The sequence below is a fragment of the Sphingomonas paucimobilis NBRC 13935 genome, assembly GCF_000739895.2.
In the GTDB taxonomy this organism is placed as follows: Bacteria; Pseudomonadota; Alphaproteobacteria; order Sphingomonadales; family Sphingomonadaceae; genus Sphingomonas; species Sphingomonas paucimobilis.
Window position 1 is genome coordinate 42,229 of sequence record NZ_BBJS01000046.1, and the last position, 12,387, is coordinate 54,615.

A 12,387-nucleotide genomic window follows, 5' to 3' on the forward strand; every position below is an offset into this window, starting at 1 on the left:
ACGGGCGACGCCCCCGGCGGACCGGGCGCGCCAGGGCGCTGTCGTCGCGCGAGGGATATCCCCGTCCGTCCGGCACACCCTGACCGGTCGAAAGACGACCCGCGACGGGCAGGTCTCCTGGCTCGCGGGTCGGGGCCGGTCCGCCGCCTTCTCGGGTTTTGACCCCAATGGCGTGATGGCGGATGGCTCGCCGCTTACAGTTGCAGGGGCAGCCGGGGCGTTCCACCCCATTCCCTTTTCATCCCCCGTGAGAGGGAACCTGTCGCGGGAGGGAGCGATAGGCGCGGGCGGGGCGGGTGGCAACACTGCTATTCCTCCCCGCGCAGCGCCTTCAGGAAAAAGGCATATTGCCGCCGCATCGCATAAGGCACCGGCCCGGTCGTGCGTCCCGCCGTATGCTCGCCGCCGGGGATGACCAACAGGTCGAAATCCTTGTCCGCTTTGATGAGCGCATCGACCACCTGCGTCGTGCTGGCGGGATCGACATTCGAATCCTGTTCGCCGACGACCAGCATCAGCTTGCCCTGCAACTGCCCCGCATGGACCACGCCGGAGGCGTCGAGATAGCTCTTATCGACCGGATAGCCGAGCCACTGTTCGTTCCAGTCGATCTTGTCCATCCGGTTGTCGAAACACCCGGCATAGGCGACCCCGGCCTTATAGAATTCGGAGTGGAAGAGCAGCGCGTTCAGCGTGCTCTGCCCGCCCGCCGAGCCGCCATAGATGCCGACTCGGGTGATATCGACCGCAGGGTCCTTGGCGTTCAGCGCCTTCATCCAGGCGATCCGATCGGGAAAGCCGCTGTCCGCCAGGTTCTTCCAGGCGACGTCGTGAAAGGCCTTGGAGCGGTTGGCGGTACCCATGCCGTCGATCATCACCACGATGAAGCCCAGATCGGCAATCTGCTGCATCCCCATGACCTTGTCGCCACCGGAGAAGGCACCGAACGGCCAGAAGGTCTTGGGCACGAAACTGTCGTGCGGCCCGGCATAGATGTTCTCGATCACCGGATAGCGCTTGGCGGGGTCGTAATCGCGCGGGCGGACGACCAGGCCGTAGATATCGGTCTTCCCGTCGCGACCCTTGGCGGTGAAGCGTTCGGGCGGGCGGAAGCCGGCGGCGGTCAGCGCAGTGATGTCGCCCTTTTCCAGCGTCTGGATCAGGCGCCCGTCACGCGCATCGTGCAGTTCCATCGTTTCGGGCAGGTCGGTACGCGAATAGACATCGACATAGGTCGTCATGTCGGGGGCGAAGCGCACCTCATGCGTCGCATTCTCCTTCGTCAGCCGGGTCAGATTGCGGCCGTCGAAATCGACCCGGAACCACTGCTTGTAATAGGGGTCTTCACCTGGCACGAAGCCGCTGGCCGAGAACCAGATTTGCCGCTTGTCATCATCGATCTTGGCAATGTCGCGGACGATCCAGTTACCCTTGGTGATCTGGCGAATCACGCGTCCGGTCGCGCCATCGATCAGATAGAGATGCCGCCAGCCGTCGCGTTCCGAGGTCCAGAGGATTTCGCGGCCCAGCCCCTTCACGTCATGCGACCAGATCCGGTCGCGGAAGACGAAGGTCTTCGCGGTTTCCGTCACGGCGGCATGGGCCTGGCCGGTGTCTGCATCGACCGCGATGATCCTTGCCTGGCCGAAACCGCGCTTCAGATCGTTGAAGGCGAAGCTTTTGCTGTCGGTACGCCATTCCGGGGCGGACAGGGTATAGGCGCTCGCGAACAGGCTGGGGTCGATCTCGGTCCGCTGGCCGTCGGCGGTGCGGAAGAGGACGGGCGCCTCCTGGTCCACCGCATCGCCGGGCTTGGGATAGAGTTGCTGGACGACCTCCGGCTGGACCTTGCCCGGCGGGGCGGCGAGAACGCGGGTGACCATGCGGGCATAGCCGGGGCGGACCCGCTGAAGCGCGATATGCCGGCCGTCCGGGCTCCAGGCGATGGTTTCGGTGTCATAGAAATTGGCGGGGCTGCCGTCCTGGCTACGCCACAATTCCTTGCCGCCATTCGCCTCGCGCACGACGAGGTTATCGTCGAGGACCAGCGCCTCCAGCCGGCCATCGGGCGAGCGGCGGGGATGATTGTCCGCGGGCACGCGCAGGTCGCGGACCACGCCGAAACCGCGTGGGCGGCTGGGGTTCTTGGGCGGCATGATCGCGCAGACGGGCTGGACGAGCGTGCAGCGATAGACGGTGTCGTCATAGCCGATCGAGAAGCGGATCGCCGAACGGTCGGCCGTATAGCTGAAATGCTCGAAGGGCAGGCGCAGCGGGGCGATCGGTGTGCCCATGATCTTGGTGAGCGCGGGCGCCAGCGCAGTGGCGTCGAACGCGGGGGCCTTGGCATGGGTGGTGGCATCCACATTGACAAAGGCGAAGCCGCCCCCGACGGTCTTGCGATAATGAAAATGCCGCCCATCCTCATCCCATTCGGCGGGCGATGCGATGTCACGGGTCAGCCATTGCCACTGGTCGCGCAAGGCCAGCGACTGGGCGAGGCGGTCGGGCACGCCTTGCGCCGCAACGGGGGCAGCGGAGAGGAACAGCGAAAGAGTCAGCAGGGTCTTCAACGGGACGCTCCGATGGTGAAGCTATAGGTGAGCGGCTGGAGCGCGATGCGGTACGGCATGTGCGCCCGGCCATCGAGGTTCCAGCCGGTATCGCCGCCGACCCCGGCCTGGGCGGCATCGATCAGCAGCGTGCCGTCGCCATGCGGGCGGATGTCCGAGCTATGGGCTTGCGCGGGCGGCTTCATCGCGAGATCGGCATAGGGGAAGGGCAGCGCGTTGACCGAGAGCGGCTGCGCGCCCGTCACGCGCAGCCCGACGCCGGTGCCGGTCAGCTCCAGCCAGCGCACATCGGTCTTGTTCCCCGATTCCTGCGGCCGGGCATAGTCGTGATACTGGTCGGCGAGCTTGCCCTGCCAGCGGGCGATCAGCGCACCGGTTTGGCGATCGGCATAGCTTTCCCACGGGCCGCGTCCGAACCAACTCAATTGTGTGAACTGCTGTCCCGGTGTCGCGAAGGCGAGGCCGACACGCAAGGGATCGGGCAGGGTCGCGCGCAGCGGCGTGAACCGGACCGTCGCGGTCGCCGCCCCATCGGGTGCCATGGTCCAGCGGGTCTCCATCTTGACCGAGCCGACGCCCATGTCGTGATCGACGACGACCGCGTTGCCGTCGCGGTGCATATTGTCCAGGCGGCGATGCTCGGAGAAATATTGCCACATCGCATGGCTTTTGGGCACGCCCGCGCCGATATCGTTGTCGGTCGGCGCACGGGTGAAGTTCGGGGTGCCGCCGGTCAGCAGCGTCTTGCCGTCGCGGGCATAGCGGCGGACGAGCCCGGTCGCCCGGTCGATCTCCAGCACCGCATTGCCGGCTTTCAGCGTCATCGCGTCGGCGCTTTCCTCGGGCGCGACCGATCCGTTGGGGGCGGCGGCGAAGACCGGAGCGGAGAGCGCGAACTGGTCCCAGCCGACGACATGCCCCGCCGGCAGCGGCGGGATCGCGCCCGCCCTGATCCGCGCGCGCAGGATCAGCGAGCGTTCGGCCATCGGGTCCTTGGCTGGTGGCAGGGTGAAGACGATCGGCGCGCTCGCTCCGGCCGCCAAGGACGGCGTGGCGATGCTGCCGTGCGCGGTCTCGACGCCGTTTTCCAGCACCGTCCAGTCCAGCGTGAAGCGCGACAGGTCGATATGGTCGTGGCGGTTGACCACCTGCCAGCCGCCGCCCTCATGGGTGAAGGCGATCGGCGACTGGACATGCGCCATCTCGTAATATTCGGGATCGGGGGTGCGATCCGACTGGATCACGCCGTCACCGACCGGACTGTCGTCGCCGTGCAGTCCCGCATCCTTGGGGTCCGGATCATAGTCGAGGCCCTGTCCCCAATAGGGGCGGCCATCCTTGTCCTTCAGGATCATCGTCTGGTCGACCCAGTCCCAGACAAAGCCGCCCTGGAGCTTGGGATATTTGCGGAAGGTGTCCCAATAGCCCTGGAAGTCGCCCAGGCTGTTGCCCATCGCATGGGCATATTCGCACAGGATCAGCGGCTGGGTGAATTCGGGGCGCTGGGCATAGTCGGCCAGCTTTTCGACATCGTCATACATGGGCGCGAAGATGTCGACGTAAGAGTTGGTCGGGTGCCGCCAGCCGCTCATGCTATAGCCGAGGAAGTTGATCAGCCGCGTCTTGTCATGCGCGCGAACCCATTTCGCCGCCGCCTCGAAATTGGGGCCGACGCCGCTCTCATTGCCCAGCGACCAGAAGATGATCGAGGGATGGTTGCGGTCGCGCTCGACCATGCGCTGCACCCGGTCGAGATGCGCGGCGGCCCATTCGGGCTTGTGGCCCAGGTTCAGCGTCGGGTCGTTCTTCTCCTGGGTGAGGCTTAAATAGCCATGGCTCTCGATATTGGCCTCGTCCATCACGTACAGGCCGTACTCGTCGGCCAGATCATACCAGCGCGGGTCGTTGGGATAGTGCGAGGTGCGGACCGCGTTGATATTGGCGGCCTTCATCAGCTCGATATCCTTGCGCATCGTCGCCTCGGATACGATGCGGAAACTATGCGGGTCATGCTCATGTCGGTTGACGCCGCGGATCATGATCCGCTTGCCGTTCACCCGGACCTCGCCGCCCGCTACTTCGACGGTGCGGAAGCCGATGCGGCGGCTGGTCGCTTCGATCAGCGTGCCGTGATCGTCGAGCAATTCGACCAGCAGCGTGTAGAGGTTCGGGTCCTCGGCGCTCCACGTCTTCACGGCCGGTACCTCGGCGGTGATCGTCGCGGTGGTACCGGTAGGTGTCGTGGTCCGGGTCAAAACGGTGCGCTTGCCGTCGAGCAGGGTGGCCCGGACGCTCGTGGCCTTCGCCGCACCGGCCAGATCGACCTGCGCCGACAGCTTCCCGTCGCGATAGTCATGGGTCAGCCCGGCATCGATCTTCAGGTCACGGATATGCGTCTGCGGCGCGGCATAGAGGGTGATCGACCGTTCGATCCCGTTGACCCGCCAGAAATCCTGGTCCTCCAGATAGCTGCCGTCCGAATGGCGATAGAGTTCGATCGCGATCGTGTTCTTGCCCGGCCTAACGGCGCGGCTGATGTCGAATTCGGCGGGGAGCTTGGAGTCCTCGGAATAGCCGATCCGCTCGCCATTGACCCATAGATAATAGGCCGCCCCCGCCGCGCCGATGGTCAGCAGCAGGCGGCGGCCGGCGAAATGGGCGGGCACCACGAAATCGCGACGATAGGAGGCGACCTCGTTCAACCTGTGCTCAATGAACGGCTGGTTGCGCGGGAAGGGATAGCCGCTGCCAACGAAGATCGGGCGGCTCAGCCCCTTGGCCTGGAGGATGCCGGGCACTGCCACGTCGCGCCATTTCGACACGTCACGCGCGGGGTCTTCGAAGCCGACCGGCCGAGCCTCGGGATTGGGCGACATCTGCACCTTCCACATCCCGTCGAGCGAGAGGTGATAGCGCGACTTCGCCACATCGCCTGACAGCGCACCCGCGCGTGTCTCGAACCCGGCAAAGCTGGTGTGCATCGGCTCCGCGCCGATCCGGTCGATCAGGGGGTTTTCCCATTCGGGGCGCGGGGTGGAGGGGGACGGAGCCGGCGTCTGCGCCGATGCCATCCCTGCGATCAGGGCCGACAGGCTGGCCCAAAGGGCCCATCGCATGGTTCGCATATCTCGTCTCTCCCGGCAGAACGCCGAAAGGCTAGATTATACGGAATACAATTTAAAGAGCGCGCTGTCGAATTCACGCTTGCCAATAATGATACAATGTATCATTTGGCGGCGGGGCACAGCATAGGAACGACATATCATGACCGAACAGAGCCCTGGCGATGGCGAGGCGGTGGCGCACCTGTCGGATGGGACGCATCATCGCGGCGTCTTCGGACTGGATGGGCTGGCGATTTCCGCCTCCACCCTGTGCCTGATCCACTGTCTGTTCCTGCCGATCGCCATCGCCTTTCTGCCATCGCTCGCCGACTGGGCCGATTGGGGGGAGACGATTCACATCGTCATGCTGGCGATCGCCGTTCCGCTCAGCGGAGGGACACTGCTTGGTGGCTGGCGGCGGCACCGCGCCATGGCGCCCCTGCTGATCGGGATGGCCGGCCTGGGGCTGCTGGTCCTGGGGCTGGTCTTCGAGGGGACGGCATGGGGCACCACGCTGACGGTCGCGGGCGGCATGACATTGGCCATCGCGCATGTCGGTAACCTGCGTGCCACGCGGCTCCAGTATCTGACCTCGCTTTGACGCTGGACCATGAACCGGAGAGTTTCGCAAATGTCTAAATTCGTCGCTTCCTGCATGGCCGTGGCTTTCGTCGTGGTGACCTGTACCGCCGCGCTGGCCGGGGTTCGCGAAGGGGATGAGCCGTCGCATTATCTGCCTGCCACGGGTCTCGATCTGCTGGCGGTGCTGCCGCCGGCGCCCAGGCCCGACGATGCGCGCGGTCGTGCCGATCGCCAGATTTTCCGCGAGACGCGCAAGCTGGCCGGTACGCCCCGCTGGGTGCTGGCGACCAACGACGTGAAGCTGGACGATGCCGATATGGCACGCGACTTTTCATGTGCGCTGGGCGTTTCGCTGACCCCGCAAAATGCGCCGACGACGATCCGGCTGATCGACGCCGCCGGATCGGACACGGCCCGCCAGACCGGCATCGCCAAGAATTATTACAAGCGCCAGCGCCCCTATCTGATCGATCGCGGCCCCGTCTGCCAGCCGGCGAGCGAACTCAAGGCCAGCTATGACTATCCGTCGGGTCATACCACGGCGGGCTGGACCTGGGCGATGTTGTTGGCCGAACTGGCGCCTGACCGCGCGACGCCGATCCTGGCGCGGGGGCGGGCCTTTGGCGAAAGCCGGATCGTGTGCGGCGTCCATAATGCGAGCGCCGTAGAGGCGGGGCGGCTGTCCGCCACGGTGACGCTGACCGCCTTGTCACAAAACCCCGCCTTCCAGCGCGACCTAGCCACCGCGCGCGCCGAGATCGATGCGCTGCGTCGCGACCCCGAAGCCCCGCGTCCCGATGCGGCGGAATGCCGGCGCGAGGCGGCCTTGGTGGCGCAGCCCATCTTCTGATCCCGGCGCGGTCCGAAACCCGTTTCATGACGGAACTGTCATCCGCCGCACCTGTTGGGGTGGGGCGGGTGGCACTTCGGCAAGGAACGGGTTCATGGTCAAGATTTCGGCATCGCGTCGCGATATATTGGGTGGCGCGGCGGCGGCTGTCGCCGCGCCTGCCGTGGCGGCGCAATCCTCGGGTCCCTCGGCGACGCCGGTCAACACAATGCAGGACCCGACCGGCCGCTATCCCAAGCCGCCTTTCCCGCGCCAGCCTCAGCCTTGGCCCGGGCTTGCCAGCAAGATGCAACCGCTGCCCGATCATGGCGAGAAGAGCTATCGCGGCTCCGGCCGGCTGATGGGGCGCAAGGCGCTGATCACCGGCGGCGATTCGGGCATCGGCCGTGCCGCCGCCATCGCCTATGCGCGTGAGGGCGCCGATGTCGCAATCAACTATCTGCCTGCCGAAGAGTCGGACGCGCGCGAGGTCGTCGCGCTGATCCGGGCCGAGGGGCGCAAGGCCGTGGCCATCCCCGGCGACATTCGCGATCCCGCCTTTTGCCGCAAATTGGTGGCGAATGCGGTGCGCGAACTGGGCGGTCTCGACATTCTGGTCAACAATGCCGGGCGCCAGCAATCGGTCGACAACCTTGCCGAGCTGGACGATGCCGCCTTCGACTGGACGATGAAGACCAATATCTATGCGCCCTTCTGGATCACCAAGGCGGCGCTGCCGCATCTGAAGCCGGGATCGGCGATCATCATCACCGCTTCGGTCCAGGCGTTTCAGCCCTCGGGCAATTTGTTCGACTATGCGCAGACCAAGGCGGCCAATGTCGCCTTCGCCAAGTCGCTGGCCAAGCAGCTCGGCCCCAAGGGCATTCGCGTCAATGCGGTCGCGCCGGGGCCGTTCTGGACGCCGCTGCAGCCCTCGGGTGGGCAGCCGGTCGATGCCGTCGCCAGCTTCGGCGAGAACACGCCGCTGGGGCGGCCCGGCCAGCCGGCCGAACTGGCCGCCACCTATGTCACGCTGGCCGCGCCCGAGCAGAGTTATGCCACCGGCCAGGTCTTTGGCGCATCGGGCGGAACCGGGGTCGGCTGACCCATTTGCGCACGCTCTTCCCGCCCGTTTTTGCGCGATGCCCTTGACCCGCACGCGCCATTTCGCGCAGTCGCGCAAACCCTATCATGGACGGGCGGGAGAGTGGAATGGTCGAGGCACAGGATCGGATCGTCGCGGGCGTGGAACTGGGCGGGACGAAGTCGATCGTGCTGATCGGGCGCGGGCGCGACATTCTGGTGTCGGAGCGGCTGCCCACCACGACCCCCGCCGTGACTTTGGCGGCGCTTCGCCAGCGTCTGGCCGAATGGCACGAGCAGTATAAGCCCGAAGCGCTGGGCATCGGCAGCTTCGGCCCGATCGCGCTCGACAAGACCGGCATGGACTATGGCCATATGCTGGCGACTCCCAAGTCCGGCTGGGCCGGCGCGGACGTGGTCGGCGCGCTGGCCGAGGGTTTTGGCGAGCGCGTGGCGATCCATACCGATGTGACCGGCGCTGCGCTGGCCGAGGGGCAATGGGGGGCGGCGCGCGGGCTGTCCGATCATGTCTATGTGACGATCGGCACCGGCGTCGGCATGGGCATCATCGTCAATGGCCAGCCGGTCTCGGGCCGGATGCATCCCGAGGCGGGTCATGTCCGCGTCCGCCGGGTGGCCGGGGATGACTTCGCCGGCGCCTGCCCCTTTCACGGCGATTGCCTGGAGGGGCTGGTGGCCGGTCCCGCCATCGCCGCGCGCACGGGCAAGCCGGCGCAGGAGTTGGCGGCGGATAACCCCGCCTGGACCTTCGTCGCCGATGCGCTGGCGGAGAGCTTTGCCGGCCTGTTCCTGACGCTGGCGTGCGGACGGATCGTCATCGGCGGCGGCGTCGGTGTCGGCCAGCCGCATCTGCTCGACATGGTGCGCCACGCGACGGTCGAGAAGCTGTCGGGCTATCTGCCCTTCGTGGATGCGGCGCAGGTCGCCAACCGCATCGTCCATGCCCAGCTGGGCGACCAGGCGGGCCCGCTCGGCACGCTGGCCCTGGCGCGTAGCGTATTGGACTGATCCCCTTTTCCTCCCCCGGTCAGTGGGAGGAAGAGTGATCGATCGCCCCCAACAAAAGCCTGTCCTACAGCGAACCTATATGGTTCGTATCGCCCATCACAGGGAGGGCAAAATGGGGCAGGGGGACGAAGTGAACGTGGACGCGCTGATCGCGCAGGTGATCGCGCGCGAGGGGGATTATAGCGATCATCCCGCCGACCGGCGCGGAGCGACGAGGTTCGGCATCACCGAGGCGGTGGCGCGCGCCGATGGCTATGCCGGGGCGATGCGCCGATTGCCGCTGGCACGGGCGGAGGCGATCTATCGCCGGCTCTATTGGTCCGCGCCGGGATGGGATCGCGTCGCCGCGCACGCGCCCCGGCTGGCGGAGGAACTGTTCGACACAGGCGTGAATATGGGGCCGGGGGTGGCGGCGAGCTTCTTGCAGCGCGCGCTCAACGCGCTCAATCGCGGTGGTGGTGATTATCCCGATCTGGCGGTCGATGGCCGGATCGGCCTGGCGACGCTCGCCGCGCTCGGCGCCTTCCTGCAGCATCGCGGGCGGGCGGGTGAGACCGTGCTGCTCAAAGCCGTCGAGGCGTTGCAGGGGGAACGCTATCTGACGCTGGCCGAACGGCGGCCCGCCAATGAGGCGTTCCTCTATGGCTGGCTGGCGGATCGCCTGTCATGAGCGCGGGGGAGGCGATGGCGCAGGGCGAGGCCGACCCGAACGACCGCTGGACCCGACGGGCGCGGCCGACCTTTCTCTATGTCATGTATCTGCTGCTGCTGTGGAGCATCCCGATGGGGCTGCTCGCGGGGGTGCGGCCGGCGATGGCGGCGGCAATGATCCGGGGGATGGCGCAATATCTGTCCGCCATCCCAGAGCCGCTCTACGCGCTCTTCGGCACCGGCTATCTGGGCTATACGGTCGCGCGGGAATGGGGGAAGCGCCCCCGTCCGCCTCAGTAGAAGCGGGCGAGGGTGAGGGTGCGTTCCTGGCCGTCGCACATGCGCAGGCGGATGACAGTGCCCGGCTTGCCGACGGTCCAGCGCGCCATCGGGCTGTCGACATAATCCTTCGGGATCGGCTGTCCATCGATCGCGCAGATCGTGTCACCTTCGTGCCAGCCCGCCTTGTCCGCTGGCCCGCCGCGCATGACGTGGAGCACGCGCAACCGGTCGCCGCCGACGCCCATCAACAGCCCGGCGGTGGATCGCAACGCGGGTTGGTTGGCGTCGGGGCCAGGGGCGAGCACCATGTGTCCCGCGCCGGGGTCGAGCAACACGCGGTAGCGTTGCAGAAAGCCCGATCCCAGCCGCCCGGCGACCCCGACCGATTCGCTGAAGCCCTTGGCTGGTTCGATCCGCACTTCGACCTCATGCGCGGTTAGCGTGCCGAGCTTCAAGGTCGGTGCGATCGCCAGTTCATTGACCGAGGGGCCGGCCAGTCCGAAGCCGATCGCGCTCGTCGTGGGCAGCGCGGTCAGCTTGGCCATGCGCCACCCCGCCTGGGTGACGGTTAGCGCCGACCCGTCACCGGTATCGACGATGATGGGCGACAGTCGCGCCGTGCCCAGTCCGACCACGCTCTCATAGACACGCCGCTCTGCGGAGATGGTCAGCGGCGCGGTCGCCCCCTGGAAGGGCATCCGGCCCGAGGGGAGCAGGCGGAAGCGCTTGGCATGATAATCGATATCGAGCGCATGGGCCGCGAGCAGGTCGCGGCCGACCAGCAGATCCACCGGCTTCGCATCGCCGGTCGCCAGGGCTGGGAGGGGCGCGACCGCGACGCCGCCGCCCTTTCGCGTCAGGCCGCCCAGCGACAGGGTGCGCGTCGGCATCCAGCCGATCGCGACCGCTCCACCGATCGCGCTGGCCTCGCCACCGGGGCGGATGCGCGCGCGGGCCGCGATCGGGGAGTCACGCGACAACAGGGTGAAGCTGACCCCGGTGTCGAGGATGGCGGAGGCGCTTTGCCCGTCGATCGTCATGGCGAAGCGGATCTGATTGCCCGGCGTCAACTGAAACGGAATCCAGCGCGCCTCGGTATCGGGGGCAAGTATTGCCACCCCCGGATCGCGTGCGGCGGCGGCGACCACATCCTCGGCACCGTCGGCGCTCGCGGCCGCCTCATGATGCGCACGGGGGGCGATCATCGCGGCGGTCAGCAACAGAGGGACGGGGAGCAGATAAAGCAAACGACGCATCACGCCCCAACGCCTAGCCCAGCCAGAGGCTGCGCGCGCGGGAAATCGCCAGGCAAGCCATCTACCGATCGCAGGGGATGATTGTAAAATCGGCCACTCGCGCCCTCCATGCTCCAGCCCGGCGGAGGCCGGGGTCCAGTTACGGAACGATTGGAGCGACATACCGGCTGTACCCCCGATGGTGTAGGGGGCGGCAAGCATCGCCTTTTAAGCGAGGAATTGGCTTGGGGTGAACCACCCGCACCCTGTCGGCGTTCGTCATGCGATGGGGAGACGGGAATGAGCCGACGCATCAGCCGATCGCTCGCATCGGGCGAGTTGCATTATGCGACACAGGTCTTCGGCGCCGCGCTCGATTTTGGCCGCGTGAAAATCCACAACCGACGCGCCTATTTCTTTCAACCGTCCAACACCGCGATCACGCCCAATGGCGAGGTCTATTTCCCGCCGGCCAGCTACAAGGACGATTTCTCCACGACGATCGGCGATGCGTCATGGTTGATCCACGAACTGACCCATGCCTGGCAATATCAACAGGGCATGTGGGTGAAGTTGCGGGCGGTGTTCAACCGCAACTATCATTATGGCGATCTGTCGCGATCGCGCCGGCCCTTCCTATCCTATGGCATCGAGGCGCAGGCTTCGATCGTCACCGACTATTTCCTGCTCGCCCATCATCGAAAGCCGCAGCACGGCAGCGGGGCGTTTCAGGATTATGTCGACGTCATCCCCTTCGCCATCGGGGAAACGGCATGAAGCGCATCCTTGTCGCGTTGCTCGAAAGCATGTTGACCGCCCTCTATTGGTGGATGGTCGCGACCTTCTCCTTCGGGCTGTTCGGGGGAAGCCGCAATCCGGCGGCCCCGCCGCCCGATCAAGGGGAAATCCTGCTTCAGACGGGGATGAGCGTCACCGTCGCGATCATCTTTTACGCCATGCTGTCGCTGCTCTGGCAAAAGGTCGTCCGCCCGCGCCTCCTGTGACGCTATAAGCGCTTT

Annotated in this window: 11 protein-coding genes and 1 riboswitch; of the genes, 8 read left to right on the top strand and 3 right to left on the bottom strand. The window is 66.3% G+C overall.

Annotated features, from left to right (window positions below; all coding sequences use genetic code 11):
* Positions 1–90: 90 nt before the first annotated feature.
* Positions 91–278: riboswitch (cobalamin riboswitch) on the bottom strand.
* Between the two features lie 30 nt (positions 279–308).
* Together SP6_RS14630 and SP6_RS14635 are read right to left on the bottom strand one after the other, a co-directional pair.
* The gene (locus SP6_RS14630; RefSeq protein ID WP_007406901.1) at positions 309–2,573 is read right to left on the bottom strand and encodes a DPP IV N-terminal domain-containing protein; all 2,265 of its coding nucleotides are present in this window, start codon (positions 2,571–2,573) and stop codon (positions 309–311) included.
* Positions 2,570–5,689, bottom strand: a complete 3,120-nt coding sequence (locus tag SP6_RS14635; RefSeq protein WP_037570049.1) for a glycoside hydrolase family 2 TIM barrel-domain containing protein — start codon at positions 5,687–5,689, stop codon at positions 2,570–2,572. Before SP6_RS14635 ends, SP6_RS14630 begins: the two co-directional genes overlap by 4 nt.
* Positions 5,690–5,837: 148 nt before the next feature.
* Here SP6_RS14635 and SP6_RS14640 point away from each other — a divergent pair, with 148 nt between their 5' ends.
* The 6 genes from SP6_RS14640 to SP6_RS14665 all read left to right on the top strand — a co-directional run bounded on the left by SP6_RS14640 (position 5,838) and on the right by SP6_RS14665 (position 10,151).
* Entirely contained in the window at positions 5,838–6,278 is a 441-nt protein-coding gene (locus SP6_RS14640) for a MerC domain-containing protein (protein WP_007406905.1), read from the top strand.
* A gap of 30 nt (positions 6,279–6,308) precedes the next feature.
* Positions 6,309–7,109, top strand: a complete 801-nt coding sequence (locus SP6_RS14645) for an acid phosphatase (protein ID WP_042469326.1) — start codon at positions 6,309–6,311, stop codon at positions 7,107–7,109.
* A 94-nt stretch (positions 7,110–7,203) separates the two neighbouring features.
* A complete protein-coding gene (locus tag SP6_RS14650) occupies positions 7,204–8,193 on the top strand; it encodes an SDR family oxidoreductase (protein WP_037570023.1) in 990 nt (329 codons plus the stop codon).
* 107 nt (positions 8,194–8,300) lie between these two features.
* A complete protein-coding gene (locus SP6_RS14655; RefSeq protein ID WP_007406892.1) occupies positions 8,301–9,200 on the top strand; it encodes an ROK family protein in 900 nt (299 codons plus the stop codon).
* 130 nt (positions 9,201–9,330) lie between these two features.
* Entirely contained in the window at positions 9,331–9,870 is a 540-nt protein-coding gene (locus tag SP6_RS14660; RefSeq protein WP_037570043.1) for a glycoside hydrolase family 108 protein, read from the top strand.
* Positions 9,867–10,151, top strand: a complete 285-nt coding sequence (locus SP6_RS14665; RefSeq protein ID WP_007406912.1) for a 3TM-type holin — start codon at positions 9,867–9,869, stop codon at positions 10,149–10,151. Before SP6_RS14660 ends, SP6_RS14665 begins: the two co-directional genes overlap by 4 nt.
* Here SP6_RS14665 and SP6_RS14670 read toward each other — a convergent pair.
* Positions 10,145–11,389: an aspartyl protease family protein gene (locus SP6_RS14670; protein ID WP_227876582.1), complete on the bottom strand. Its 1,245-nt coding sequence runs from the start codon at positions 11,387–11,389 to the stop codon at positions 10,145–10,147. The genes SP6_RS14665 and SP6_RS14670 overlap by 7 nt on opposite strands.
* 279 nt (positions 11,390–11,668) lie before the next feature.
* Between SP6_RS14670 and SP6_RS14675 the strand changes: the two genes are divergently transcribed.
* Positions 11,669–12,145 (top strand): DUF4157 domain-containing protein, encoded by a 477-nt coding sequence (locus SP6_RS14675; protein ID WP_007406913.1) that lies wholly within the window; start codon positions 11,669–11,671, stop codon positions 12,143–12,145.
* Positions 12,142–12,372, top strand: a complete 231-nt coding sequence (locus tag SP6_RS14680) for a hypothetical protein (protein ID WP_007406916.1) — start codon at positions 12,142–12,144, stop codon at positions 12,370–12,372. Before SP6_RS14675 ends, SP6_RS14680 begins: the two co-directional genes overlap by 4 nt.
* Positions 12,373–12,387 lie beyond the last annotated feature (15 nt).